General features: G+C 62.5%; 20 protein-coding genes and 7 tRNA genes. 9 read left to right on the top strand and 18 right to left on the bottom strand.

Features of this window, described 5'->3' with window-relative positions:
* Nucleotides 1-49: 49 nt before the first annotated feature.
* The 3 genes from KI242_RS10650 to leuC form a co-directional block, all read right to left on the bottom strand.
* Nucleotides 50-814, bottom strand: coding sequence for a class I SAM-dependent methyltransferase (locus KI242_RS10650; RefSeq protein WP_015634897.1), 765 nt, complete (start codon nucleotides 812-814; stop codon nucleotides 50-52).
* A 94-nt stretch (nucleotides 815-908) separates the two neighbouring features.
* Nucleotides 909-1,553 (bottom strand): 3-isopropylmalate dehydratase small subunit, encoded by a 645-nt coding sequence (gene leuD, locus KI242_RS10645; protein WP_015634896.1) that lies wholly within the window; start codon nucleotides 1,551-1,553, stop codon nucleotides 909-911.
* A 10-nt stretch (nucleotides 1,554-1,563) separates the two neighbouring features.
* Nucleotides 1,564-2,982, bottom strand: coding sequence for a 3-isopropylmalate dehydratase large subunit (gene leuC, locus KI242_RS10640; RefSeq protein WP_015634895.1), 1,419 nt, complete (start codon nucleotides 2,980-2,982; stop codon nucleotides 1,564-1,566).
* A gap of 153 nt (nucleotides 2,983-3,135) precedes the next feature.
* Between leuC and KI242_RS10635 the strand changes: the two genes are divergently transcribed.
* Both KI242_RS10635 and KI242_RS10630 read left to right on the top strand, forming a co-directional pair.
* Nucleotides 3,136-4,026 (top strand): LysR family transcriptional regulator, encoded by an 891-nt coding sequence (locus tag KI242_RS10635; protein WP_011060374.1) that lies wholly within the window; start codon nucleotides 3,136-3,138, stop codon nucleotides 4,024-4,026.
* Between the two features lie 83 nt (nucleotides 4,027-4,109).
* Entirely contained in the window at nucleotides 4,110-7,388 is a 3,279-nt protein-coding gene (locus KI242_RS10630) for an EAL domain-containing protein (protein WP_011060373.1), read from the top strand.
* Nucleotides 7,389-7,436: 48 nt separating this feature from the next.
* Here KI242_RS10630 and KI242_RS10625 read toward each other — a convergent pair whose 3' ends face one another.
* From KI242_RS10625 to gltX, 12 genes are all read right to left on the bottom strand, one after another.
* Nucleotides 7,437-7,883: an Hsp20 family protein gene (locus KI242_RS10625; RefSeq protein ID WP_011060372.1), complete on the bottom strand. Its 447-nt coding sequence runs from the start codon at nucleotides 7,881-7,883 to the stop codon at nucleotides 7,437-7,439.
* Between the two features lie 114 nt (nucleotides 7,884-7,997).
* Entirely contained in the window at nucleotides 7,998-8,957 is a 960-nt protein-coding gene (locus KI242_RS10620) for a tRNA-dihydrouridine synthase (protein WP_011060371.1), read from the bottom strand.
* 144 nt (nucleotides 8,958-9,101) lie between these two features.
* Nucleotides 9,102-9,536 carry a thioesterase family protein gene (locus KI242_RS10615; RefSeq protein ID WP_011060370.1) on the bottom strand — a complete coding sequence of 145 codons (435 nt, stop codon included), beginning with the start codon at nucleotides 9,534-9,536 and terminating at the stop codon, nucleotides 9,102-9,104.
* Nucleotides 9,537-9,583: 47 nt separating this feature from the next.
* Complete coding sequence (locus KI242_RS10610; protein ID WP_212806091.1) at nucleotides 9,584-10,417, bottom strand: alpha/beta fold hydrolase; 834 nt, start codon at nucleotides 10,415-10,417, stop codon at nucleotides 9,584-9,586.
* A 26-nt stretch (nucleotides 10,418-10,443) separates the two neighbouring features.
* Nucleotides 10,444-10,983 (bottom strand): TetR/AcrR family transcriptional regulator, encoded by a 540-nt coding sequence (locus KI242_RS10605; protein ID WP_011060368.1) that lies wholly within the window; start codon nucleotides 10,981-10,983, stop codon nucleotides 10,444-10,446.
* Between the two features lie 182 nt (nucleotides 10,984-11,165).
* A tRNA-Glu gene (locus tag KI242_RS10600) sits at nucleotides 11,166-11,241 on the bottom strand.
* 78 nt (nucleotides 11,242-11,319) lie between these two features.
* A tRNA-Ala gene (locus KI242_RS10595) sits at nucleotides 11,320-11,395 on the bottom strand.
* Nucleotides 11,396-11,447: 52 nt separating this feature from the next.
* Nucleotides 11,448-11,523 (bottom strand) — tRNA-Glu (locus tag KI242_RS10590).
* A 79-nt stretch (nucleotides 11,524-11,602) separates the two neighbouring features.
* Nucleotides 11,603-11,678 (bottom strand) — tRNA-Ala (locus KI242_RS10585).
* A gap of 52 nt (nucleotides 11,679-11,730) precedes the next feature.
* A tRNA-Glu gene (locus KI242_RS10580) sits at nucleotides 11,731-11,806 on the bottom strand.
* Nucleotides 11,807-11,886: 80 nt separating this feature from the next.
* A tRNA-Ala gene (locus KI242_RS10575) sits at nucleotides 11,887-11,962 on the bottom strand.
* 279 nt (nucleotides 11,963-12,241) lie between these two features.
* Complete coding sequence (gene gltX, locus KI242_RS10570; protein WP_011060367.1) at nucleotides 12,242-13,723, bottom strand: glutamate--tRNA ligase; 1,482 nt, start codon at nucleotides 13,721-13,723, stop codon at nucleotides 12,242-12,244.
* Between the two features lie 232 nt (nucleotides 13,724-13,955).
* Between gltX and KI242_RS10565 the strand changes: the two genes are divergently transcribed.
* Nucleotides 13,956-15,002, top strand: a complete 1,047-nt coding sequence (locus KI242_RS10565; RefSeq protein WP_041752090.1) for an HlyD family secretion protein — start codon at nucleotides 13,956-13,958, stop codon at nucleotides 15,000-15,002.
* A 49-nt stretch (nucleotides 15,003-15,051) separates the two neighbouring features.
* A complete protein-coding gene (locus KI242_RS10560; protein WP_169893377.1) occupies nucleotides 15,052-16,542 on the top strand; it encodes an MDR family MFS transporter in 1,491 nt (496 codons plus the stop codon).
* Nucleotides 16,543-16,654: 112 nt separating this feature from the next.
* Here the strand turns inward: KI242_RS10560 and uvrB are convergent, their stop codons facing one another.
* Entirely contained in the window at nucleotides 16,655-18,670 is a 2,016-nt protein-coding gene (gene uvrB, locus KI242_RS10555) for an excinuclease ABC subunit UvrB (protein WP_011060364.1), read from the bottom strand.
* A gap of 337 nt (nucleotides 18,671-19,007) precedes the next feature.
* Here uvrB and KI242_RS10550 point away from each other — a divergent pair, with 337 nt between their 5' ends.
* Together KI242_RS10550 and KI242_RS10545 are read left to right on the top strand one after the other, a co-directional pair.
* Nucleotides 19,008-20,204 carry an amino acid aminotransferase gene (locus KI242_RS10550; RefSeq protein ID WP_011060363.1) on the top strand — a complete coding sequence of 399 codons (1,197 nt, stop codon included), beginning with the start codon at nucleotides 19,008-19,010 and terminating at the stop codon, nucleotides 20,202-20,204.
* A gap of 131 nt (nucleotides 20,205-20,335) precedes the next feature.
* Complete coding sequence (locus KI242_RS10545) at nucleotides 20,336-20,533, top strand: hypothetical protein (protein WP_011060362.1); 198 nt, start codon at nucleotides 20,336-20,338, stop codon at nucleotides 20,531-20,533.
* A 6-nt stretch (nucleotides 20,534-20,539) separates the two neighbouring features.
* Here KI242_RS10545 and KI242_RS10540 read toward each other — a convergent pair whose 3' ends face one another.
* The gene (locus KI242_RS10540; RefSeq protein WP_011060361.1) at nucleotides 20,540-20,773 is read right to left on the bottom strand and encodes a hypothetical protein; all 234 of its coding nucleotides are present in this window, start codon (nucleotides 20,771-20,773) and stop codon (nucleotides 20,540-20,542) included.
* A gap of 270 nt (nucleotides 20,774-21,043) precedes the next feature.
* On the opposite strand from KI242_RS10540, the gene KI242_RS10535 reads away from it, so the two are divergent.
* The 3 genes from KI242_RS10535 to KI242_RS10525 all read left to right on the top strand — a co-directional run bounded on the left by KI242_RS10535 (nucleotide 21,044) and on the right by KI242_RS10525 (nucleotide 23,482).
* A tRNA-Asn gene (locus tag KI242_RS10535) sits at nucleotides 21,044-21,119 on the top strand.
* 524 nt (nucleotides 21,120-21,643) lie between these two features.
* Nucleotides 21,644-22,801, top strand: a complete 1,158-nt coding sequence (locus KI242_RS10530; RefSeq protein WP_212806090.1) for an MFS transporter — start codon at nucleotides 21,644-21,646, stop codon at nucleotides 22,799-22,801.
* 93 nt (nucleotides 22,802-22,894) lie between these two features.
* Nucleotides 22,895-23,482: an SH3 domain-containing protein gene (locus KI242_RS10525; RefSeq protein ID WP_053150219.1), complete on the top strand. Its 588-nt coding sequence runs from the start codon at nucleotides 22,895-22,897 to the stop codon at nucleotides 23,480-23,482.
* Between the two features lie 63 nt (nucleotides 23,483-23,545).
* Here the strand turns inward: KI242_RS10525 and KI242_RS10520 are convergent, their stop codons facing one another.
* Nucleotides 23,546-25,087 carry a nucleobase:cation symporter-2 family protein gene (locus KI242_RS10520; RefSeq protein ID WP_011060358.1) on the bottom strand — a complete coding sequence of 514 codons (1,542 nt, stop codon included), beginning with the start codon at nucleotides 25,085-25,087 and terminating at the stop codon, nucleotides 23,546-23,548.
* Nucleotides 25,088-25,192: the final 105 nt, after the last annotated feature.

The following is a 25,192-nucleotide window of genomic DNA, read 5'->3' as shown; positions in this document are numbered from 1 at the left end:
GTTCCTCGTTTGCTCTGTCGGCACGCCCGCAGGCGTGCCCGGAAAAAGTCTATCGCTCGGCCCACAGCACCAGTACATCTGTACTGAACGAACCGTCGGCCGCAATCTCAAAATATTCACGCACTTCGTTACCCATTGCCTGCTGCAACTGGCGGATCGCCACCCGCAACGGCTCGGGAGTGCGCATGCGCTCGACCCAGGAGCTGTACTCCAGGCGCAGGCGCTGGCGGCTGGTACTGCGGGTGTGCAGGCCGGCCTCGCTGACCTGGCGCAGCCATTCACCCGCCGAATAATCGCGCACATGGCTGGTATCGCGCAGCACTTCGACGCTTTGCAGGTAAGTGTCCAGCAGCGGACTGCCCGGCGACAAGACATCGATGAACGCCGCCACGCCGCCCGGCTTCAGGACCCGGCGCACTTCCCGCAGGGCCAGGCCCAGGTCGCTCCAATGGTGGGCCGAGTAACGGCTGAAGACGAAGTCGAACTCGCCATCGGCGAACGGCAGGCGCTCGGCGGCGCCCAGTACGGTGCGGATGTTACCCAGCCCGCGCTCCTGCGCCGCCCCTGCCACCACATCCAGCATCTGCTGGGAGAGGTCGTAGGCCACCACTTCCCTGACCTGCGGCGCGACATGAAAACTGACGTGGCCGGCACCGCAGCCCAGGTCCAGGAGCCGGGCTGTGCCCTTGCCTGCCACCTCGGCCTGCAGCAAGGCGAATTCGGCACCCTGAGCGTGCACGGTGCTGCTCAGATAAGCCGAAGCCTGCTCGCCAAATTGCTTCTGTACTACCTGGCTGTGGGCGTTGCTGGTCATGGGGCGATCCTTTTGGGCAAGGGAAACGGCGTTCGCTGGCAAGCCAGCTCCTACAACGCCATCCGTAGGGGCCGGCTTGCCGTCGATCAGGCAATCAGGCGTCGCGGAACAGCCAGGGCTGGCTGGCGCGATGCTTGGCCTCGAAGGCGGCGATGGCGTCGCCGTCCTGCAGGGTCAGGCCGATGTCGTCCAGACCGTTGAGCAGGCAATGCTTGCGGAAGGCATCGATCTCGAACTTCAGCACCTTGCCGTCGGGGCGGGTCACGGTCTGCGCTTGGAGGTCGATGCGCAACTGGTAGCCCGGAGTAGCCTCGACCTGCTGGAACAGCTCGTCGATTTCAGCGTCGCTCAGGATGATCGGCAGCAAGCCGTTCTTGAAGCTGTTGTTGAAGAAGATGTCGGCGTAGCTGGGCGCGATGATGCTGCGAAAACCGTACTCCTCCAGGGCCCACGGCGCGTGCTCGCGGCTGGAGCCGCAACCGAAGTTTTCCCGGGCCAGCAACACGCTGGCACCCTGGTAACGCTCGGCGTTGAGCACGAAATCCTTGTTCAACGGGCGCTTGGAGTTGTCCTGGTAGGGCTGGCCCACGTCCAGGTAGCGCCATTCGTCGAACAGGTTGGGGCCAAAGCCGGTGCGCTTGATCGACTTGAGAAACTGCTTGGGGATGATCTGGTCGGTGTCGACGTTGGCACGATCCAGAGGCGCGACCAAACCATTGTGCTGAGTGAAAGCTTTCATGCTGCGCTCCTTAGATCAATTCACGGACGTCGACGAAACGACCGCTGACAGCGGCGGCGGCGGCCATGGCCGGGCTGACCAGGTGGGTACGCCCACCGGCACCCTGGCGCCCTTCGAAGTTGCGGTTCGAGGTCGAGGCGCAATGCTCGCCGGACTCCAAGCGGTCCGGGTTCATCGCCAGGCACATCGAGCAGCCCGGCTCACGCCATTCGAAACCGGCTTCGAGGAAGATCTTGTCCAGGCCTTCAGATTCGGCCTGCGCCTTGACCAGGCCCGAGCCCGGCACCACGATCGCCTGCTTGATGGTGGAAGCCACTTTGCGGCCCTTGGCGATGACCGCGGCGGCGCGCAAGTCTTCGATCCGCGAGTTGGTGCAGGAGCCGATGAAGACGCGGTCCAACTGAATGTCGGTGATCGCCTGATTGGCGCTCAAGCCCATGTACTTCAAGGCGCGGACGATGGAATCGCGCTTGACCAGATCCATTTCCTTGGCCGGGTCCGGTACGTTCTGATCCACCGCCAGGACCATTTCCGGGGACGTGCCCCAGCTGACCTGCGGCTTGATCTGTGCGGCATCGAGCTCGACCACGGTATCGAACTTGGCGTCGGCATCGGACACCAGGTCCTTCCAGGCCTCGACGGCCAAGTCCCATTCGGCGCCCTTGGGGGCGAACGGACGTCCCTTGACGTATGCCACGGTCTTTTCGTCCGCCGCCACCAGGCCGACACGGGCACCGGCTTCGATGGACATGTTGCAGATAGTCATGCGGCCTTCGACGGACAGCTCGCGAATCGCGCTGCCGGCGAACTCGATGGCGTGGCCGTTGCCACCGGCGGTGCCGATCTTGCCGATCACGGCCAGGACGATGTCCTTGGCGGTCACGCCGAAAGGCAAGGTGCCTTCCACGCGCACCAGCATGTTCTTCATTTTCTTGGCCACCAGGCACTGGGTGGCGAGCACGTGCTCCACCTCGGAGGTGCCGATGCCATGGGCCAGGGCGCCGAAAGCACCGTGGGTCGAGGTGTGGGAGTCACCACAGACCACGGTCATGCCCGGCAAGGTGGCGCCCTGCTCCGGGCCGATCACGTGGACGATGCCCTGGCGCACGTCGTTCATCTTGAATTCGACGATGCCGTATTCATCGCAGTTGTCGTCGAGGGTCTGCACCTGGAGGCGGGAAACCTGGTCGGCGATCGCTTCTATCCCGCCCTTGCGCTCCGGCGTGGTCGGTACGTTGTGGTCCGGGGTGGCGATGTTGGCATCGATGCGCCATGGCTTGCGCCCGGCCAGACGCAGGCCTTCGAAGGCTTGCGGCGAGGTCACTTCGTGGATGATGTGACGATCGATATAGATCAGCGCCGAACCATCGTCGCGCTGCTTGACCAAATGCGAATCCCAGAGCTTGTCGTAGAGCGTCTTGCCGGCCATCGGACCATTCCTCATCAGCTTGTTTCTATGCCCCGGGCTCCGATCGTGCGCCGATCAATAACCCTTTGGCTTGTGAGGCCGATCCTATGGCGTTAGATTAAATAACTCAAATTCATATTTTTCATGCTTTGGATAACCAACTGGAATGCAACTATGGACCTGGCCAACCTCAACGCCTTTATAGCCATCGCCGAGACCGGCAGCTTTTCCGGCGCCGGCGAACGCCTGCACCTGACCCAGCCAGCCATCAGCAAACGCATCGCCGGCCTGGAGCAGCAACTCAACGTGCGGCTGTTCGACCGCCTGGGGCGGGAGATCGGCCTGACCGAGGCCGGGCGTGCCCTGCTACCCCGGGCCTACCAGATCATCAATGTGCTGGATGACACCCGCCGCGCCCTGACCAACCTCACCGGCGAAGTCAGTGGCCGCCTGACCCTGGCCACCAGCCATCACATTGGCCTGCACCGCCTGCCGCCATTGCTGCGGGCCTTCACCCGGCGCTACCCGCAAGTGGCCCTGGACATCCAGTTCCTCGACTCCGAAGTGGCCTACGAGGAAATCCTCCATGGCCGCGCCGAACTGGCAGTGATCACCCTGGCCCCCGAGCCCCACTCCCTGGTCAAGGCCACTGCGGTCTGGGACGACCCGCTGGACTTCGTCGCCGCGCCGGAACACCCGCTGGTCAGCAGCGGCCAGGTGAGCCTGGCGGATATTGCCCTGCATCCCGCAGTTTTCCCCGGCGGCAATACCTTTACCCACCATATTGTCCAACGCCTGTTTGAAGCCCAGGGCCTGACGCCGAACATCGCCATGAGTACTAACTATCTGGAAACTATAAAGATGATGGTGTCCATCGGCCTGGCCTGGAGCGTGCTGCCACGCACCATGCTCGACGACCAGGTGGCGCGCATTCCTTTACCGGGCATACAGCTGCACCGCCAGCTAGGCTATATCCTGCATACCGAACGGACACTTTCGAACGCTGCGCGGGCTTTCATGGCCTTACTGGATGCACAAGTCGATTGGCCAGGGAACCCGGCATAACACTCCGGGTATCGCCCGTGCCACGCCGCAGCGCCATGAGTATCCCGCACCCGACGAATGACTCAGCTCAAGGCCTGACCTCCATGCCCAAACCCGCTGACCGTATTCCGCCCTTGCCGCGTATCCATGCTGTCGACCCCCGGGAGTCGGAGCAAAGCTGGGAAAACGCACCGCAGCTGCTCGCCGCCCTCAACGGTGCGCGCCTGGGGGCCTGGTATTGGGATATTGAAAGCGGGCAGATCAGTTGGTCCCGGGGCACCCAGGCGCTGTTCGGCTTCGACCCGCGCCAGCCCTTGCCGGAAAACCTCGAATACCTCGACCTGCTGCCCATCGAGGACCGGGCCAGGACGATTCGCGCCTTTCATTCAGTGCTGGCCGGCGCGCCGCTGGAACACGCCATGCACCACCGCATCCGCTGGCCCGACGGCAGCCTGCACTGGCTGGAGATCAACGGCAGCGTGTTACCGGACAAGCACGGCAAGCCGCGAATGATCGGGGTGATCCGCGAGATCACCCACCAGCGCCAACGCGAAGAAGCCCTCAGCAGTTCGGAAAAGCGCTTTGCCACGCTGTTTCACCTGTGCCCCAACACCGTGCTGCTGACCCGCCTGGAAGATGGCCTGATCAGCGAGGCCAACCAGTACTTCGAAAGCCAGTTCGGCTGGCCCGCCGAGCACGTGATCGGCCGTACCACCCTGGAGATCGGCCTGTGGGTCAACCCCGAACAGCGCGCCCAACTGATCAAGGCGGTCCAGAAGAAGGGCCAGGCCGCCAGCCTCGAAGTGCAATTTCGCGCCAGCAACGGGCAGATCCATGACGGCATCCTCAGTGCCCAGAAGGTTGAACTGGAGGGCAAGGCCTACCTGCTCAGCACCTTTCTCGACACCAGCGAGCGCAAACGATCCGAACAGGCGCTCAAGGATAGCCAGGAACGCCTGGACCTGGCCCTGGATTCGGCGCAACTGGGCACCTGGGACTGGCACATTCCCAGCGGCATGCTCTACGGCTCGGCCCGCGCCGCGCAATTGCACGGCCTGGAACCCATCCCTTTCCATGAATCCTTCGACGCCTTCTTCGAAGGCGTACCCACCGAAGAGCGCAACTCCATGCGCGATGCCTACCGCAGCCTGCGCGAAGGCCCGGCGGGCAACTATCAACTGACCTACCGGGTGCAACTGGAGGACGGCAGCTCGCGCTACCTGGAAAGCCGCGCCCGCCTCTACCGCGACGAACAGGGCAGCCCGCTGCGCATGGCCGGCACTCTGCTGGACATCACCGAGCAGGTGGAACGGGAACAGCGCCTGATCACCTCCGAAGAGAAATTCGCCAGCCTGTTCCAGGTCAGCCCCGACCCAATCTGCGTGACCTTGCTGGAAACCGGTCAGTTCATCGAGATCAACTCCAGCTTCACCCAGACCTTCGGCTGGACCCTGGACGAAGTGCTCAACCGCAGCGCCGAACAGATCGGCCTTTGGGAAGATGCCGCGCCGCGCCTGCGGCGCATCGAGCAGGTGATTCGCGAACAGGCGCTGAATAATGTGGCAGTGGTGGTCCACCACAAGAACGGCCAGCCGCTGACCTGCATCATTTCCAGCCGCCTGATCACCGTGGACAAGCAGCCCTGCATCGTCACCAACCTGCGGGACATCACCCAGCAGCAGCGCTCGGAGGCAGCCCTCAAGGCCAGTGAAGAGAAGTTCGCCAAGGCCTTTCACTCCAGCCCTGACGCCATTAGCATCACCGAGCGCGATACGGGCCGCTACCTGGAAGTCAACGATGGTTTCTGCCGCCTGACCGGCCACCGCAACGACGAGGTGATCGGCCGCACCATGTACCAGATCGGCATCTGGGCCGAAGAAGCGCAACTCTCCACCTTGCTGGCGGAGCTCCAGATCAAGGGCCGGGTGCACCACCTGGAAATGCTCGGGCGCAACAAACGCGGGGAAATCCTCACCCTGGAAGTCTCGGTGGAACCCATCACCCTCAACGAAACGCCCTGCCTGCTAATGACCGCCCGGGACGTCAGCCTGCTGAAGAACGCCCAGGCACAGATCCGCCACCTGGCTTACCACGACCCCCTGACCAACCTGCCCAACCGCGCCCTGCTGATGGACCGCCTGAGCCAGCAGATTGCCCTGCTCAAGCGCCATAACCTGCGCGGTGCCCTACTGTTTCTCGACCTCGATCACTTCAAGCACATCAACGATTCCCTGGGCCACCCGGTGGGCGACACCGTGTTGAAAATCATCACCGCCCGGCTCGAAGCCAGCGTGCGCATGGAAGACACCGTGGCACGCCTGGGCGGCGATGAGTTCGTGGTCCTGCTGAGTGGCCTTGAGGGCACGCGCAACGAAGTCAGCGAACAGGTCCGCCAGCTGGCCGACACCCTGCGCGAATTGCTGTCCGAACCGATGTTCCTCGATGGCCAGCGCCTGCAGGTCACCCCGAGCATCGGTGTGGCACTGATTCCCGACCACGGCTCGACCCCCACCGACCTGCTCAAGCGCGCCGACATCGCCCTTTATCGGGCCAAGGATTCAGGGCGCAACACCACCCAGATGTTCCACAACACCATGCAAAAAGCCGCCAGCGAACGCCTGCGCATGGAAACCGACCTGCGCCTGGCCCTGTCCCGGGGCGAATTCAGCGTGCACTTCCAGCCCCAGGTGGACGCCCGCGACAACCGCATCGTCGGCGCCGAAGCCTTGGTGCGCTGGCAACACCCGGAGTTGGGCGCACAGTCGCCAACCGAGTTCATCAAGGTGCTGGAGGACAGCGGCCTGATCCTCGAAGTGGGCACCTGGATTCTCGACGAGGCCTGCCTGGCCTTCAGCCAGTTGATCGATCAGAAACTGGTGGATCCCCAGCACTTCAGCCTGTGCGTCAACATCAGCCCGCGGCAGTTCCGCCAGACCGACTTTGTCGAGCGGGTCGAACACAGCCTGCACGCCTACGCACTGCCCTCGAGCCTGCTGAAGCTGGAGATCACCGAAGGCATCGTGATCCAGAACCTGGAAGACACCATCAACAAGATGCGCCGGCTGAAGAAACTCGGAGTGAGCTTTGCCATGGACGACTTCGGCACCGGCTACTCGTCCCTGACCTACCTCAAGCGCTTGCCGGTGGACACCTTGAAGATCGACCAGTCCTTCGTCCGCGATGCGACCCACGACCCCAACGATGCGGAAATCATCCGGGCCATTGTCGCCATGGCCCGCAGCCTGAACCTCAAGGTCATCGCCGAAGGCGTGGAAACCCCGCAGCAGCTCGAATTCCTCCAGGGCCTGGAGTGCCACCTGTACCAGGGTTTCCTCCATAGCAGGCCGTTGCCGCTGAGCGAATTCAAGAAGCTGCTGGAATGACAGGCACGAAAAAGGGCGCCACCAGGGCGCCCTTTTTTTGCAGCGGTCTTAGTGTTGCAGAGCCGCCTGCTGCGCACCGTTGATCGGGATGCGCTTGGCTTTGGCCTCTTCCGGCACAACCCGTAGCAGGTCGATATTCAACAGACCGTTGCTCAGGGCCGCGGCCTTGACCTCGATATGGTCGGCCAGGCGGAAGGACAGCTTGAATGCACGCTGGGCAATGCCCTGGTGCAGGTAAGTGACGCTTTCATTGGCATCGCGCTTGCCACCGCTCACGGTCAACACGCCTTTTTCCACTTGCAGTTCCAGGTCTTCTTCCTGGAAACCGGCGGCGGCAATGACGATGCGGTATTGATCGTCAGCGTGTTTCTCAACGTTGTAGGGTGGGTAGCTGCTGCCTGGTTCGTTGCGCAATGCCGATTCGAACAGATCATTGAAACGGTCGAAGCCGACAGAGGAACGGAACAGTGGAGCCAAGGAAAATGCAGTACTCATGGGTGTTTCTCCTGATTATTCAGCGAGTGGTTATCTCCGCGACCCGAATTCGGCATCGCGTACCCAAGAGATAGGGATGGGCTCCAGCGTTTCAAGACATGCCTTAAAAATTTTTTACGCCGCCTCGCTCCGGGGCATGCCCAACAGGCGCCCGACCTGATCCAGCTCGGTTTCCCGGCGCAGGGCGGTGAACAGTTCGACCGCTTCCGGATAGTTGCGGGTCAGCATCGCCAGCCATTGCTTCAGGCGCCCCGGCGCCGAACGCGGGGTCAGTTGCACCACTACCTGAGCCCAGAAATCCTGGAGCATCGGCTGCAGGTCGGCCCAGGACATTTCCACCACTTCTTCACCGGCCCGGGCTGCGGCGATCTGCCGGGCCAGATCGGGACGCGAGACCAGCCCGCGACCCAGCATGATGTCCTCGACGCCGCTGATTTCCCGGCAACGGCGCCAGTCCTCGACGCTCCAGATATCCCCGTTGGCGAACACCGGCACCTTGACCACTTCCTGCACCCGCGGGATCCACTCCCAATGGGCCGGCGGCTTGTAGCCGTCGACCTTGGTCCGCGCGTGCACCACGATATGTTCGGCGCCACCCTCGGCCAGCGCTGTGGCACAGACCAACGAGCCATCCGGGCTGTCGAAGCCCAGGCGCATTTTCGCCGTGACCGGAATGTGCGCCGGCACCGCACGCCGCACATGCTCGACGATCTGGTTCAGCAGCTCGGGCTCCTTGAGCAGCACCGCCCCGCCCCGGGACTTGTTGACGGTCTTGGCCGGGCAACCGAAGTTCAGGTCGATGACCTCACTGCCCAGCTCACAGGCCAGGGCCGCGTTCTCTGCCAGGCACACCGGGTCCGAACCCAGCAACTGCACTCGCAGCGGCACGCCGGCCGCGGTGTGTGCACCGTGCAGCAGTTCGGGGGCGAGCTTGTGGAAGTAGGCAGGCGTCAACAGGCGGTCATTGACGCGGATGAACTCGGTGACACACCAGTCGATCCCGCCAACACGAGTCAGTACATCCCGCAGGATGTTGTCGACCAACCCCTCCATGGGCGCCAGGGCAATTTGCATGAAACACACTCGACAAGAAAACGGGCAAAAAAACGTCCGCCAGTTTACTGGGTTTCGACCTTCAGCAGGAGTTTTACAGGGGCGAGCCAGCCGTTGCAGGCGCCTTCGCTGGCAAGCCGGCGCCTGCACGGGCACAGGGAGGTGTCAGGCGCCCTGCAGGGCCGGGCCGTAACCGTCCAGGAACTCGGCGGGCATGCGCTTGGGCTTGCCGGTGGACAGCTCGATGCAGACAAAGGTGGTCTGGGCCCGCAACAGGGTCGTACCGTCGCTCGGGCGCATCAGCTGGAAACGCCGGGTCATCTTCAGGCGCTGGTCCCAATCGACGATCCAGGTGGCCAGTTGCAGCTCATCGCCTTCATAGGCCGCCGCCAGGTAATCGATCTCGTGCCGCACCACGGCCATCGCCCGGTCCAGGCGCCGGTATTCGGCCAGGTCCAGCCCCAGGCGTTGCGAATGTCGCCAGGCGCAACGCTCCAGCCAGGTCACGTAGACCGCATTGTTGGCGTGCCCGAGGCCATCGATATCCTCGGCGGCCACCTGCAGATCGATGACGAATGGCGTTGCCAGATCCCAACTCATGCCCGACTCCCGGTCAGTTTTTTTGACCGGGGCAGTGTAACGGATGCTCAGGCCGATTGGCGCGCTTGCAGATGCCGTCCACTGACCAGCGCCACCACCGCATCCACCACTCGGGAGTCGGCCAATATCCGCTGGTGGCCACCTTCACTCAAGCGCAGGAGACGGCTGTCGAACCAGGCCTGGTGGATGAGCTCCGATTCCTTGACCGGAACGAAGAGGTCATCTTCGGCGTGAATGATCAGGCCGGGCATATCCAACTGATACTGGGCCACGTCCATGGAGGCGGCGCGCATTCCGACCTTCTTCTCCACCTGGCGGATAAAGGCGGAACGCGCCTTGGGCGGCAACCGCATGTAGCTGGCAAAACCGCGCAACACGGCCAGGATACGTGCCGGCGCGGCAATACTGACCAGGGTTTCGGTGCGCAGGCCCAATTGCACCGCGAGCATGGCGCTGGCACCGCCCATGGAGTGGCCGATCACCGCGCGCAGGGGCGGCAATTCGGCTGCTGCCTCCAGCATCGCCCGGGCAAACAGTGCCACGTTTGCCTCATCGCCCGGGGAACGACCATGGGCCGGGCCATCCAGCGCCACGGCGGTATAGCCGGCGGCCACCAGGGCCTCGATCAGGCTGGCAAACTGCGTGGGCCGCCCTTCCCAGCCGTGCATCAGCAATACCGTCGGCCCCTGGCCCCAACGCAGGGCTGAAAGCCCGAAACGCAAGGTCAGGCGCTCGGCACGCGCCAGCAGGGGCAACTCCCACTTTCGTGGCGGCAGCTCGCGAGGGGTCATGAACAAATGACGCATCCGATTCGCCGCCCATTGCGGCGCCACCCACCCCAGAGTGCCATTGACGCCACGAATCCAGCTCAATCTGCTCATCACCTACCTCGCCGTTGCACTTCAGGTCATAGCACCGCCGACTTGGCGGCACGCAGCAAACGATCGGACAACTCGCCGGGCCCCAAGGCCCGCGCCAGGGACAGGCCGCCCACCATCAGCGCCATGTCGGCCAAGGCCTTGTCGGTATCTTCGGGGCTGGCAGCCAGTTGCGCGACCATCAGCTCCATGTGTTCGTTCAAAGCCTTGCGAAAGCTCTCGGGCAAGCGCCCCAGTTCGCCGACCGAGGCTGGAATCGGGCACGCCTGCTCGGTGGAGTCGCGGTGTTTGCGCGACAGATAGAACGCCGCTGCCAACGCCCGGCGCTCTTCGCCGCTGAGGCTTGCATCCATTTCATCGAGCAGGCCGCGTCGATGGGAAAGCAACTGAGTGAAAGCTTCCAGCATCAGCGCATCCTTGCTCTCAAAGTGCGCATAGAAGCCGCCTACAGTCAGGCCGGCAGCCCCCATCACCTCACCCACACTCGGTTCGGCCGGGCCGCGCTGGATCAGTGCAGAACTGGCGGCCTGGAGAATACGTTCGCGGGTTTGAGCTTTTTTGTCGTTCATCGTTACCTCCGAATATTACGGAAAAAATATTATTCTCATAATAATTTTCCGCAAGTCGCCAGTGTGACCGTCGGTCAGAAGCGCAGGCTGAGGAAGAAAGAGAGATTGGCTGAAGGCCAGAAAAACAAAAGGGTCATTCAATGATTGAATGACCCTTAAAAATCCCGCAGAGCGGGTAAACGTGGCGTCCCCTAGGGGACTCGAACCCCTGTTACCGCCGTGAAAGGGCGGTGTCCTAGGCCACTAGACGAAGGGGACACAAACCCTTCTAACAGCTGATCAGTGCTGAGTACTGATCGATTCAAGGCCGGTGTGGCCAAGCCTTGAACTGTAAATTGGTGGAGCTAGACGGGATCGAACCGTCGACCTCTTGCATGCCATGCAAGCGCTCTCCCAGCTGAGCTATAGCCCCGGATTTTCGCCTCGCGGCGCAGCGACATCTTGCAACATCGCTTGTGTGAAACTGGCGTCCCCTAGGGGACTCGAACCCCTGTTACCGCCGTGAAAGGGCGGTGTCCTAGGCCACTAGACGAAGGGGACGCAAACCCTTCTTACAACTGACCGGTGCTGAGTACCGATCGATTCAAGGCCGGTGTGGCCAGGCCTTGAACTGCAAATTTGGTGGAGCTAGACGGGATCGAACCGTCGACCTCTTGCATGCCATGCAAGCGCTCTCCCAGCTGAGCTATAGCCCCGGATTTTCGCCTCGCGGCGCAGCGACATCTTGCAACATCGCTTGTGTGAAACTGGCGTCCCCTAGGGGACTCGAACCCCTGTTACCGCCGTGAAAGGGCGGTGTCCTAGGCCACTAGACGAAGGGGACGCAAACCCTTCTGTACAACTGACCGGTGCTGAGTACCGATCGATTCAAGGCCGGTGTGGCCAGGCCTTGAACTGCAAATTTGGTGGAGCTAGACGGGATCGAACCGTCGACCTCTTGCATGCCATGCAAGCGCTCTCCCAGCTGAGCTATAGCCCCTCATCGCTGAGGACGGGGCGAATCTTAAGGGGCGATCGGAAGGCTGTCAATTTTTTTTCCGTTTTTTGAAAAAAAATTTGCCGGGATAACAATCACTTACCGCCCCGCCCGGAAAACCCGGGGTTTTGCGGCCCTCTGCGCCTGCGGCGAGTCGCACAAAACACTCGCCGCAAGCCTCAAAGAACCACCAGAAGCCGCAATCAACCCGCCTGGCGCTTGAGTTTCAAGCGTAGTCGAAAAGCTCCCCGCCCCTGTCGGCTGCCCTTCGGCAAAAACGCCTCAGGCGATGGCGCCGAGGAGTTTTTCCCATTCCTTGTTTTCTTTCTTCGACACACCACCCAGCAGATCGATGGCCTGGCGCAGACGGAAACGGGTCAGGTCCGGACCGAGGATTTCCATGGCATCGAGCACCGACACCGAACTGGCCTGGCCAGTAATGGCGGCAAACATCAGCGGCATGGCATCGCGCAGTTTCAGTTCCAGAGACTCAACCACCGCCTGGATGGTCGCGGTGATGCTGTCTTTCTCCCACTGACGCAGGCTTTCGAGCTTCCACAGGATCAATTGCATCAGTTGACGCACCTGATCGCCGGACAGCTTCTTGGACTCGAACAGCTTGGCATCCGGGTTCACGCCACCGGCGAAGAAGAAGCCGGCCAGCGGTGCGATCTGGCTGAAGGTCTCGACCCGGCCCTGTACGTGCGGTGCGATCTTCATCATGTAATCGGGGTTCAGCGCCCAGGTCTGCACCCGGCTGGCGAACTCCTGCACCGGCAGGTCACGCAGCCACTGGCCGTTGAGCCAGGACAGCTTCTCGATATCGAAGATCGGCCCCCCCAGGGACACCCGCGACAGGTCGAAATTGTCGACCATTTCCTGCAGCGAGAACTTCTCGCGCTCGTCCGGCATCGACCAGCCCATGCGGCCCAGGTAGTTGAGCATGGCTTCCGGCATGAAGCCCATGCGCTCGTAGAAGGTTACCGAGGTCGGGTTCTTGCGTTTGGACAGCTTGCTCTTGTCCGGGTTGCGCAGCAGCGGCATGTAGCACAGCTGCGGCTGCTCCCAGCCGAAGTACTCGTAGAGCAGGATCAGCTTGGGCGCCGACGGCAGCCATTCTTCGCCGCGCAGCACGTGGGTGATGCCCATCAGGTGGTCGTCGACCACGTTGGCCAGGAAGTAGGTCGGCAGGCCATCGGTCTTCATCAGCACTTGCATGTCCATGCGATCCCACGGGATCTCGACATCGCCGCGCAGCATGTCCGGCACCACGCAGACGCCTTCGGTAGGCACTTTCATGCGGATCACGTGAGGCTCGCCGGCCGCCAGGCGCCGGGCCACTTCTTCCTTGGACAGCAGCAGGGCCCGGCCGTCATAGCGCGGGGTTTCGCCACGGGCCATCTGTTCGGCACGCATCTGGTCCAGCTCTTCGGCGGTGCAGAAGCACGGGAAGGCGTGGCCCAGGTCCACCAGTTGCTGAGCGTACTTCTGGTAGATGTCGCCACGCTCGCTCTGGCGATACGGGCCGTGAGGGCCGCCAACGTCCGGGCCTTCGCTCCAGTTGATGCCCAACCAGCGCAAGGCGTCGAAAATCTGCTGCTCGGACTCCCGGGTCGAACGCAACTGATCGGTGTCTTCGATACGCAGGATGAACTCACCGCCATGCTGCTTGGCAAAGCAATAGTTGAACAAAGCGATGTAGGCGGTACCTACGTGGGGATCCCCGGTAGGCGATGGCGCGATGCGCGTGCGGACGGTGGTCATGGCATGTCTCGAAAGGAAAGAAAAACGAGGAATAAAACAGGGGGCGAATGGTAACAGGCGACGGCAGCCCCGCTCCAGTGAGGAGGGCATTTAAGCCAAGGTTGCGACTCCAGGCCGCTGCCAGCCTGTTGAAGGGCCAATAATCAGTCCATGGCATTTACCGCCCAGTGGCTATATGCCAGATTCGCCCGCTGATAGATCTCCTTACACTTTTATTGAATACAGCCAGCCCATGCCAGCCCAACTCAAGCGTCGCCTGTTTGTCTTTCTGTCCTTGGTCCTGTTGATTGCCCTGGGTTTCCTTGCCCACTGGTGGTTCCACGGGCGCTTTTACGAGACCACGGACAACGCCTACGTGCAGGGCGAGATCACCCGGGTCTCCAGCCAACTGAGCGCGCGAATCGAAGAAGTGCTGGTGCAGGACAACCAGCATGTGGAACAGGGCCAGTTGCTGGTACGCCTGGAAGGGCAGGACTTCCAACTGGCGGTGGACCGCGCCCAGGCCGCCCTGGATACCCGCGAGGCCGAACGCCTGCAGGCCCAGAGCAAGCTGACCCAGCAAGCCAGCCTGATTGCCGCGGGCCAGGCCCAGGTGGCGTCGAGCCAGGCCAGCCTGGGCCGCTCGCAGATCGACCTGTCTCGGGCCCAGACCCTGCGCAAGCCCGGTTACGTCTCCGAGGAGCGGGTCACTACCCTTTCCGCCGACAACCATATCGCCCGCTCCCAGGTGGCCAAGGCCGAAGCCGACTTGCAGGGCCAGCGCCAGCAAGTCAATGCCCTGAACGCCGAGATCAAGCGCCTCGATGCACAGATCGCCAATGCCCGGGCCGACCTGGCGCAAGCACGACTGAACCTGACCCGTAGCGAGATCCACGCCCCCATCAGCGGCCTCATCGGCCAGCGCGCCGCACGCAATGGCCAGGTGGTGCAGGCCGGCGCCTATCTGCTGTCGATCGTTCCGGACCAGGACATCTGGATCCAGGCCAACTTCAAGGAAACCCAGATTGGCCACATGCAGCCAGGGCAAAAGGCCGAGCTGACCTTCGACGCCTACGGCGATACGCCGATCCAGGCCCGGGTCGACAGCCTGTTCGCCGCCTCCGGCGCGCAATTCAGCCTGCTGCCGCCAGACAATGCCACCGGCAACTTCACCAAGGTGGTACAGCGCATTCCGGTCAAACTGACCTTCGCAGCCGACAATCCCCTGCGGGGCAAGATCCGCCCCGGCATGTCGGTAACCGTGAAGGTCAACGTCAAAGACCCCGTCGATGGCCGGTGATCAACTGCTGCGTCCGGTGGGCGAACCCACCCGGCGCGACTGGATCGCGGTGATGAGCGCCATGCTCGGCGCCTTCATGGCGGTGCTCGACATCCAGATCACCAACTCCTCGCTCAAGGACATCCAGGGCGCGCTGTCCGCTACCCTGGAGGAAGGCTCGTGGATCTCCACTTCCTACCTGGTGGCGGAGATCATCATGATCCCCCTCACCGCCTGGCTGGTGCAGCTGCTCTCGGCCCGGCGCCTGGCGGTCTGGGTCTCGGTGGGCTTTCTTATTGCCTCCCTGCTCTGCTCCATGGCCTGGAGCCTGGAAAGCATGATCGTGTTCCGCGCCTTGCAGGGCTTTACCGGCGGCGCCCTGATCCCCCTGGCGTTCACCCTGACCCTGATCAAGCTCCCCGAGCATCACCGGGCCAAGGGCATGGCCATGTTCGCCATGACCGCCACTTTCGCCCCCTCCATCGGCCCGACCCTGGGCGGCTGGCTCACGGAAAACTGGGGTTGGGAGTACATCTTCTATATCAACGTGCCGCCGGGCCTGCTGATGATCGCGGGCCTGCTGTATGGCCTGGAAAAGAAGGAAGCTCACTGGGAACTGCTGAAAAGCACCGACTACGCCGGCATTCTCACCCTCGGCCTGGGCCTGGGTTGCCTGCAGGTATTTCTTGAGGAAGGCCACCGCAAGGACTGGCTGGAATCGAGCCTGATCGTCACCCTGGGCAGCATCGCCCTGATCAGCCTGGTCACCTTCGTCATCGTCCAGGTCTCCAGGCCCAACCCGCTGATCAACCTGGGCATCCTGCGCAATCGCAACTTCGGCCTGTCGAGTATCTCCAGCCTGGGCATGGGCGTTGGCCTGTACGGTTCGATCTACCTGCTGCCGCTGTACCTGGCGCAGATCCAGAACTACAACGCGCTGCAGATCGGCGAAGTGATCATGTGGATGGGGGTGCCGCAGTTGTTCCTGATTCCCCTGGTACCCAAGCTGATGCAGTTCATTTCACCGAAATGGCTGTGCACCCTGGGCTTTGGCCTGTTCGGCCTGGCGAGTTTTTCGTCGGGGGTGCTCAACCCGGACTTTGCCGGGCCGCAGTTCAACCAGATCCAGATCATTCGCGCCCTGGGCCAGCCGCTGATCATGGTCACCATCTCGCTGATCGCCACGGCTTATATACAGCCCCAGGACGCGGGATCGGCCTCCAGCCTGTTCAACATCCTGCGCAACCTCGGTGGCGCCATCGGCATTGCCCTGCTGGCGACCTTGCTGGATGCCCGGACCAAGACCTATTTCGACTACCTGCGCGAAGCCGTTGTGCCCAGCAATCCCCAGGTGGCGGAACGCCTGGCAACCCTCACCGAGAAGTTCGGCAGCGAGACCGCAGCCCTGGGCAAGCTCAGCGAAATCACCCACCAGCAGGCACAGATCATGGCCTACAACGACGCCTTCCATTTCGTCGGCATTGCCCTGGGCATCAGCATGCTGGCGATCCTGCTGACCAAGGCCCTGCCCAAGGGCCTCAAGGCCGGCGAAGCCCACTGACCCACGAATTGCCTGTAGGAGCTGGCTTGCCAGCGAATAGACTCCCAACCCTTGCACAGGATTTGAGGGCCTCTTCGCCGGCAAGCCGGCTCCTACGAGGGATCGAGCGTCGTTAGACGGTGAGCAAGCGCTCGCGCAGCTTGGTGATTTCGTCGCGCATCTGCGCCGCGGCTTCGAACTCCAGGTCGCGGGCCAGTTGGTACATCTTCTCTTCGAGCTGGCGAATGCGCTTGGTGATCTCGCTGGGCGAGCGCAGTTCGTTTTCGTAGCGGGCGTTTTCCTCCGCGGCCTTGGCCATGCCCTTGCGTTTCTTGCTGCGCGAACCGGGCACGGTGGCGCCTTCCATGATGTCGGCAACGTCCTTGACCACACCCTTGGGGGTGATGCCATTGGCCAGGTTGAAGGCGATCTGCTTGTCGCGACGGCGCTCGGTCTCGCCAATCGCCCGCTCCATGGAGCCGGTGATGCGGTCGGCATAGAGAATCGCCCGGCCATTGAGGTTACGCGCGGCCCGGCCGATGGTCTGGATCAGCGAACGCTCGGAACGCAGGAAGCCTTCCTTGTCGGCATCGAGAATCGCCACCAGGGACACTTCCGGCATGTCCAGGCCCTCACGCAGCAGGTTGATCCCCACCAGCACATCGAAAGTGCCCAGGCGCAGGTCGCGGATGATCTCCACCCGCTCCACGGTGTCGATGTCCGAGTGCAGGTAGCGCACACGCACGCCATGGTCGGCCAGGTAATCGGTAAGGTCTTCGGCCATGCGCTTGGTCAGGGTGGTCACCAGCACCCGCTCTTCCACGGCCACACGCTTGGTGATTTCCGACAGCAGGTCGTCCACCTGGGTCAGGGCCGGGCGCACTTCCACTTGCGGGTCCACCAGCCCGGTGGGACGCACCACCTGCTCCACCACGCGGCCGGCGTGCTCGGCCTCATAGTTGCCCGGAGTGGCCGAAACGAAGATGGTCTGCGGGCTCACCCCTTCCCACTCGTCAAAACGCATTGGCCGGTTATCCAGAGCCGATGGCAGGCGGAAGCCGTACTCAACCAGGGTCTCCTTGCGCGAGCGGTCGCCCTTATACATGGCGCCGACCTGGGGCACGCTGACGTGGGATTCGTCGATCACCAGCAAGGCATCCGCCGGCAGGTAGTCGTACAAGGTAGGTGGCGCCGCGCCAGCCGGACGCCCCGAGAGGTAGCGCGAGTAGTTCTCGATGCCGTTGCAGTAGCCCAGTTCGAGGATCATCTCCAGGTCGAAACGGGTGCGCTGCTCCAGGCGCTGGGCTTCCACCAGCTTGTTGTTGGAGCGCAGGTATTCCAGGCGCTCCTGCAACTCCACCTTGATCCCTTCGATGGCGTCCAGCAGGGTTTCCCGCGGGGTCACGTAGTGGCTCTTGGGGTAGAAGGTGAAGCGCGGCAGTTTGCGGATCACTTCACCGGTCAAGGGATCGAAGGCGCTGATGCTTTCCACTTCGTCATCGAACAGCTCGATGCGGATCGCTTCCAGGTCCGACTCCGCCGGATAGATGTCGATCACATCGCCACGCACGCGGAAGGTGGCGCGGGCGAAATCCATGTCGTTGCGGGTGTACTGCAAGTCCGCCAGGCGGCGCAGCAGGGCGCGCTGATCGAGTTTGTCCCCGCGGTCCACGTGCAGGACCATCTTCAGGTAGGTTTCCGGGCTGCCCAGGCCATAGATGCACGACACCGTGGTGACGATGATGGCGTCCTTGCGCTCCAGCAGCGCCTTGGTCGCGGACAGGCGCATCTGCTCGATATGGTCGTTGATCGAGGCGTCCTTCTCGATAAAGGTGTCGGAGGACGGCACATAGGCTTCGGGCTGGTAGTAGTCGTAGTAGGAAACGAAGTACTCCACCGCGTTGTTCGGGAAGAAGGCCTTGAACTCACCATACAGCTGCGCCGCCAGGGTCTTGTTCGGCGCCAGCACCAGGGTCGGGCGCTGCACCTGGGCGATCACGTTGGCGATGCTGAAGGTCTTGCCCGAACCGGTCACACCGAGCAGGGTCTGGTGGGCCAGCCCGGCCTCGATGCCTTCGACCATCAGGCGGATGGCTTCCGGCTGGTCGCCGGCGGGCTGGAAGCGGGTGACTAGCTGGAATTCAGACATAACGTACCTCTGGGATCATTCGTGCGCGGCAATACCGTACAGGAACAGGAAAGACCGCGTACGACCCATGTCGCCGAGGAAAAAAACCGGAATATCCTTGATGTGGAGCCGATTACCACAGCTTTCAAGGCAAAGGTCCTACACCCGCTGACACCCTGGTTATTGCAATAAGACTAACGGTCGAAAAATAAAGCGAAAAACTTGGCGCAAAAGGTCAATAGCCTGTCGCCCCACGCGATGATGGCCTCTATACTAGCTCCCCGTTTGTGCACCGCTCTAGTGCATTCGGCTGGAGCGCGACACGTCCCTCCACACTCCATTCAGAGCCGCCGTAAAAATGAGCCTGTTCTCCGCTGTCGAAATGGCACCACGCGATCCTATCCTGGGCCTCAACGAAGCATTCAACACCGATACCCGCACCGATAAGGTCAACCTTGGGGTGGGCGTGTACTGCAACGAGGAGGGACGCATTCCGCTCCTGCGCGCCGTTGTCGAAGCCGAGACGATTCGCGCCGCCCAACATGCTTCCCGTGGCTACCTGCCGATCGACGGCATTGCCGCCTACGACCAGGCGGTACAGAAGCTGCTGTTCGGCAACGACTCGCCACTGCTGGCCGCTGGCCGCGTGGTCACCACCCAGGCCGTTGGCGGCACTGGCGCCCTGAAGATCGGTGCCGACTTCCTCAAGCAGTTGCTGCCCAACGCCGTGGTCGCCATCAGCGACCCGAGCTGGGAAAACCACCGCGCCCTGTTTGAGACCGCCGGCTTCCCGGTGCAGAACTACCGCTACTACGACGCTGCCACCCACGACGTTAACCGTGCTGGCCTGCTGGAAGACCTGAACGCCCTGCCGGCCCAGTCGATCGTGGTGCTGCATGCCTGCTGCCACAACCCGACCGGTGTCGACCTGAGCCCACAGGACTGGAAAGACGTCCTGGAGGTGGTCAAGGCGAAAAACCTCGTGCCCTTCCTCGACATGGCCTACCAGGGCTTTGGCGACGGCATCGACGAAGACGCCGCGGCGGTGCGCCTGTTCGCCGAGTCGGGCCTGACCTTCTTCGTTTCCAGCTCGTTCTCCAAGTCGTTCTCGCTGTACGGCGAGCGCGTTGGCGCCCTGTCCATCGTCAGCAGCTCCAAGGAAGAAAGCGCCCGCGTGCTGTCCCAGGTCAAGCGCGTGATCCGCACCAACTACTCCAACCCGCCGACCCACGGTGCAACCATCGTCGCCGCCGTGCTGAACAGCCCGGAACTGCGCGCCCAGTGGGAGCAGGAACTGGCGCAAATGCGCCTGCGGATTCGCGGCATGCGCACCCAGATGGTCGACTTGCTGGCCAAAGGCGCCCCTGAGCACGACTTCAGCTTCGTCGGTCGCCAGCGCGGCATGTTCTCCTACTCTGGCCTGACCGTTGAGCAAGTGACCCGCCTGCGCAACGAATTCGGCATCTACGCCCTGGACACCGGCCGCATCTGCGTCGCCGCGCTGAACCAGAACAACATCCATGTCGTGACCCAGGCCATCCTGCAAGTGATCTGATACACGACAGCGCCAACGAAAAGGGGAAGCCGGCAGGCTTCCCCTTTTTCGTTGGCGATACGTCGTTGCCCTGCCCGCCCCCACAGCCTCTAGACTGTGAGCCTATGCCCCCCCTGCTGAGCGAGATCCCGATGAAAAACGATGACCTGCGGGCCGACCGCGACGAACTGGAGCATTACCTGCCCCGCTCGCAGAAACGCGAAAAGAGCCTGGTGCTGCAAATTGCCCTGGGGGTATTCCTTGGCGGACTGGCCCTGTGGCTGGTGCAACTGGCCGCAACCTCGCTGATGGCCAAGCTGATGCTCGGCACCCTGACCTTCGGCGGCTGAACCGCCCTACCCCTGCAATTGAGCCAGGCGCTGGCTGGCGGCATCGTCGAACGCCACGTACAGCGCCTCGGCCACCTGGCTCTTGATGGCCTTGGCACTCTCCAGCCCCAGGACAAAACCTTCGGCCTTGCCGCCGGCACGGTTCAAATCCATCGCCGATCCGGCCTGGGTAATGGCGTCCAGCAACTTGCCGGCCTGGGGGCCGACCCCTTTGGGCAGGCTGATCTGCTCGATGCTCATGACAGCACCTCGCAGCACAGCGCGAAACAGACAGAAGGATGCTGGGATAAATCGAAGCAGATCATAAAGGCGTACCTATGCGGCTGAAGGCCGGCAGCGCGTGAAACCACTTCCGGGGCGCCATGGTAGCCCCTATCGGATCCGCCAGAGACCTGAAGACCGATAAATCCCGCAAAGTCCTGCCAGCCTTTCATTCAGATCCTCGTCGCCCTGAAAAAATATTTCTCGACTTGTTGACTTCCCTTTCTGAATCAGTAAGATACGGCGCATTCCGCGATAGCTCAGTTGGTAGAGCAAGTGACTGTTAATCACTGGGTCCCTGGTTCGAGTCCAGGTCGTGGAGCCATCTTCCTACACTGATTTGCCTTGATCCTCATGAGAGCGCCCTGCTCCTGCGGCAAATCAGCTCAAGCAGTATCCCCCTTGCAAATGATTGATCCGCCTGTCATCCCGACATGCGGATAGACGCCTCATGCACGCCTGGAATCCTCCTTCGCCAACCCGGTTGCATTGCCGCAAAGGCCTGACGTAGGCTGTGCGCCTCTTTATCCAAGCAGTCAGACCCCGCGATGTTCCTGCCCGCACAGTCACCGTGCCCTTCCCCCTCGATGAGCCCTTCGGCAACTCTGGCTGTTGCCCAACTTGACTGTGCGATCAACCGTCGACGCCGTAGCGTATTGTTTGCCTTCACCTTCTCCCCGCACCCGGGCCCACGCTGATCGCGATTGAACCCGGCGCCACCCCGCTAGCCCCTCTGCTTCCAACAGGGCATCTGCCCGGCAATCGCCCGCACGTCGGCCTGCGATGTCCTGCAGCGCCCGCAATAACTGTCTTTTTTGGCGCCTGACGCTTCAGGCGCAGGTCTTGATCATGAACAAAGCCTTGTTAGCCGCCCTGATCCTGGGCATCTCCATTGTCGGCCTGAGCATCGGCTCCACGGTGCCAATCCTTGCCCTGCGCCTGTATCAGGCCGGCGCCTCGAGCAACCAGATCGGCATCATGTCGGCGCTTCCCGCCGCAGGCATGATGCTCTCGGCCTTCCTGGTCAATGCCCTGAGCCAACGCCTGACCCGGCGCCAGATCTACCTGCTGTGTTTCAGCCTGTGCGCCTTGAGCGTGGCCGCCCTGGAACTGCCCGGGGCCAGCCTCTACAGCCTGGGCCTGGCGCGGGTCGCCATGGGCCTGGGGGCGGGGCTGATCATCATTCTCGGGGAAACCTGGGTCAATGAAATGGCCGAAGACGCCACCCGCGGACGCCTGGTAGCGGTCTACACCACCTGCTTCACCTTCTTCCAGCTCCTGGGCCCGGGCCTGGTATCGCTATTGGGCACCGAGGGGCCCGCCGTGCTGGGCATCGTCAGCGTCAGTTATGCGGTGGCGATCGCAGTGGTCTGGCTGATCCTGCCCCTGGAAGACCAGCAGCCGCTGCATGCCGAAAGTCGCACCTTTTCGGTACTGGGCTTTATCCGCATCGCGCCGGCGCTGTGCGTGGGCATCCTGTTCTTCGCGTTTTTCGACAGCGTGGTGCTGTCGCTGTTTCCGGTGTACGCCGCCACCCATGGCTACAGCATCAAGCTCGCGGCCTTGATGGTGACCATCATTCTGTTGGGCGACACCGCGTTCCAGTTCCCCCTCGGCTGGCTTTCGGACAAGCTCGGGCGCCCCGGGATCTACCTGGGCTGCGGCATCATTGCCCTGCTGATCGGCCTTGCCCTGCCACTGCTGATGCAAACGTCCACCCTGCTCTGGCCGAGCCTGGTCATCCTCGGCGCCGTGGCCGGCGGCATCTATACCCTGGCTATCGTGCTGATCGGCCAGTCCTTCAGCGGCGCCGACCTGGTGACTGCCAACGCCAGCGCCGGGCTGCTCTGGGGCATCGGCAGCCTGCTGGGCCCCTTGCTCAGCGGCGCGGCCATGAGCGGCGGCAGCTATGGGCTGCCCCTGACCCTGGCGGCGGCCGCCGCAGTGGTGGTGGTCTTCGCCCTGTCCCTGGTACGCCAGGGGCAACTCAGCAAGGCTGCCGACTGAAATACCGCGGATGCGGCCCGTGATCATTCACAGGCCGCATCTTTGTCATTACCATCGCGCGATCCGCACTCCCACCTCATGGATCCCCTCGCGATGGACCGACTCCTGCGCCTCCTGCCCCTGTACGGCCTGCTTTCCCTGTTGCCCCTGCCAGCCCTGGCCGAAGCTCCGGTGGACTGCGCCACCCTCAGCGACAACGTCTCCCTGGAAGCCGGCGAATATCGCCCGCCCCTCGAAGCCAAGGTGGTAGGCCAGGGGCGGCTGCACTTTCACAGCGGGCCGAATGCCACCTGCCTGAACAAGAAGCTCTACGTGATTCCCGGTGATGGCCTGACGGTGTACGCCTCCAGTGGAGACGGCTGGGCCCAGGTCATGTACATCGCCAAGGACGGCGAGGACTACACCGGCTGGGTCGAGGAAAAACGCCTGTTGCTGGGCAAGCACTATGGCGCAAGCGGCGCCGAGCTTCCCGATGAGGTGGCTGCATTCATCCAGCGCCACGAAGCCTGCGAGCACTTTGCCGGCGAGGAGGCCTACGACGAGGAACGCCGGGTCTTCCTGGAGAAAGCCGTGAATGAGGTCTGCACAGGCCATGATCAGCAGCTCGCCAGCTTGCGCCAGCAGTACCAGGACAACCCCGACGCCCTGCAGGCCCTGAAGCCGCTGGACAACCTGGAATAACCGACTGCAAAAAAACCGGCGCCCTGAGGGCGCCGGTTTTTTTCATGGCCGCGGTACTCGACTTCAGTGAGTGGCCTCGACACTGCCGCGCGCATGGCTCGGCTGCGAACCATCGCCGGCCTGGTTCGGTGAGTGGCCCGGCTCCTCTCCTACCAGAGGCACTTCATTGCCCTCGGCATCGTGCAGCTTGCCGCCGCTGAAGTAGTCACCCTCACGCAGTACGGCAACGTCCTGGAAGCGCAGGCTGCGCTCGGTGCCGGCGACGAACACCGACTGCTGGTCGGAGTTGCCCGCGGTGAAGTGGTTGAACGCCAGGTTCAAGAGGATCGCCATGATCGCCGAGGAGCTGATGCCCGAGTGGAAGATGGTTGCGAACCAGCTGGGGAAATGATCATAGAAGCTCGGCGCGGCAATCGGGATCATGCCGAAGCCGATGGAGGTGGCAACGATGATCAGGTTCATGTTGTTGCGGTAGTCGACCCGGGACAGGGTCCGGATGCCACTGGCCGCCACGGTGCCGAACAGCACGATACCGGCGCCGCCCAGCACCGAAGTCGGCACCGCGGCAATCACCCGCCCCATGAACGGCAGCAGGCCGAGGATCACCAGGAACAGCCCGCCGGTGGCCACCACGAAGCGGCTCTTGATGCCGGTGACCGCCACCAGCCCGACGTTCTGGGCGAAGGCACTCTGGGTGAAGGAACCGAAGATCGGCGCAATCATGCTCGACAGCATGTCGGCGCGCAGGCCGTTGCCCAGGCGCTTGGAGTCGACCTTGGTGTGGATGATTTCACCCACGGCGAGGATGTCCGCCGAGGTTTCCACCAGCGTCACCATGACCACGATGCACATCGACAGGATCGCCGCGACATGAAAGGTCGGCATGCCGAAGTGGAATGGCGTGGGCAGGCCGAACATCGGCCCTTGGGTGACCCCGGAGAAGTCCGCCATGCCCAGGAACAGCGCGATCACCGTACCGATGATCATGGCCAGGAGAATCGACAGACGGGAAATCGCCGCGCTGCCGATCTTGCTCAACAGCAGCACCAGCACCAGGGTCACCGCTGCCAGGCCGATGTTCGACATGCTGCCGAAGTCCGGGGCCCGGCTGTTGCCACCCATGGCCCAGCGCGCCGCCACCGGCATCAGCGTCAGGCCGATGGTGGTGATGACGATGCCAGTGACCAGCGGTGGAAAGAATTTGGTGATCCGCGAGAACACCGGTGTGATCAGCAGGCCGATCAGCGAGGCGACGATCACCGCACCGAGAATCGACTGGAAACCGCCCTCGCCGCCGCTGGTAACAATCGCCACCATGGTCGACACGCCCGCGAAGGACACCCCTTGCACCAACGGCAGCTTGCAGCCGAAAAACGGCACGCCAAGGGTCTGCAACAAGGTTGCCAGCCCTCCTGCGAACAGCGAAGCGGCGATCAGCAAGCCGATCTCCGAAGGCGACAGGCCAGCCGCCTGGCCGACGATCAGTGGCACGGCAACGATGCCGCCATACATGGTCAGCACGTGTTGCAGGCCATAAGCCATGTTTGCGCCAACACCCAAATTTTCGTCTTCGGGCCGCTGTTGTGAAACCTGGGGGGTATTCATGGTGTGGGGTTCCCTGTTTTTGTTATGGGCACACTGTATGCAACATCCAAGACAACTGTCCATAGGATTGTATACAGTTTTCCATTCTGAATTTCCCCACCCATC

The organism is Pseudomonas sp. Eqa60, from assembly GCF_018326405.1.
In the GTDB taxonomy this organism is placed as follows: domain Bacteria; phylum Pseudomonadota; class Gammaproteobacteria; order Pseudomonadales; family Pseudomonadaceae; genus Aquipseudomonas; species Aquipseudomonas protegens.
Note: the sequence above shows the minus strand (reverse complement) of the source record. Positions and strands in the feature narration are given on the sequence as shown.

What these genes read in the sequence shown, in the direction of transcription:
- KI242_RS10630 (WP_011060373.1), top strand. Translation starts at nt 4,110, where the DNA reads ATGCCCAAACCCGCTGACCGTATTCCGCCCTTGCCGCGTATCCATGCT.
- KI242_RS10650 (WP_015634897.1), bottom strand. Translation starts at nt 814, where the DNA reads ATGACCAGCAACGCCCACAGCCAGGTAGTACAGAAGCAATTTGGCGAG.
- KI242_RS10540 (WP_011060361.1), bottom strand. Translation starts at nt 20,773, where the DNA reads ATGAGCATCGAGCAGATCAGCCTGCCCAAAGGGGTCGGCCCCCAGGCC.
- gltX (WP_011060367.1), bottom strand. Translation starts at nt 13,723, where the DNA reads ATGACCACCGTCCGCACGCGCATCGCGCCATCGCCTACCGGGGATCCC.
- leuC (WP_015634895.1), bottom strand. Translation starts at nt 2,982, where the DNA reads ATGGCCGGCAAGACGCTCTACGACAAGCTCTGGGATTCGCATTTGGTC.
- KI242_RS10530 (WP_212806090.1), top strand. Translation starts at nt 21,644, where the DNA reads ATGAACAAAGCCTTGTTAGCCGCCCTGATCCTGGGCATCTCCATTGTC.
- KI242_RS10520 (WP_011060358.1), bottom strand. Translation starts at nt 25,087, where the DNA reads ATGAATACCCCCCAGGTTTCACAACAGCGGCCCGAAGACGAAAATTTG.
- uvrB (WP_011060364.1), bottom strand. Translation starts at nt 18,670, where the DNA reads ATGTCTGAATTCCAGCTAGTCACCCGCTTCCAGCCCGCCGGCGACCAG.
- KI242_RS10615 (WP_011060370.1), bottom strand. Translation starts at nt 9,536, where the DNA reads ATGAGTTGGGATCTGGCAACGCCATTCGTCATCGATCTGCAGGTGGCC.
- KI242_RS10565 (WP_041752090.1), top strand. Translation starts at nt 13,956, where the DNA reads ATGCCAGCCCAACTCAAGCGTCGCCTGTTTGTCTTTCTGTCCTTGGTC.
- KI242_RS10635 (WP_011060374.1), top strand. Translation starts at nt 3,136, where the DNA reads ATGGACCTGGCCAACCTCAACGCCTTTATAGCCATCGCCGAGACCGGC.
- KI242_RS10545 (WP_011060362.1), top strand. Translation starts at nt 20,336, where the DNA reads ATGAAAAACGATGACCTGCGGGCCGACCGCGACGAACTGGAGCATTAC.
- KI242_RS10605 (WP_011060368.1), bottom strand. Translation starts at nt 10,983, where the DNA reads ATGAACGACAAAAAAGCTCAAACCCGCGAACGTATTCTCCAGGCCGCC.
- leuD (WP_015634896.1), bottom strand. Translation starts at nt 1,553, where the DNA reads ATGAAAGCTTTCACTCAGCACAATGGTTTGGTCGCGCCTCTGGATCGT.
- KI242_RS10550 (WP_011060363.1), top strand. Translation starts at nt 19,008, where the DNA reads ATGAGCCTGTTCTCCGCTGTCGAAATGGCACCACGCGATCCTATCCTG.
- KI242_RS10610 (WP_212806091.1), bottom strand. Translation starts at nt 10,417, where the DNA reads ATGAGCAGATTGAGCTGGATTCGTGGCGTCAATGGCACTCTGGGGTGG.
- KI242_RS10625 (WP_011060372.1), bottom strand. Translation starts at nt 7,883, where the DNA reads ATGAGTACTGCATTTTCCTTGGCTCCACTGTTCCGTTCCTCTGTCGGC.
- KI242_RS10620 (WP_011060371.1), bottom strand. Translation starts at nt 8,957, where the DNA reads ATGCAAATTGCCCTGGCGCCCATGGAGGGGTTGGTCGACAACATCCTG.
- KI242_RS10525 (WP_053150219.1), top strand. Translation starts at nt 22,895, where the DNA reads ATGGACCGACTCCTGCGCCTCCTGCCCCTGTACGGCCTGCTTTCCCTG.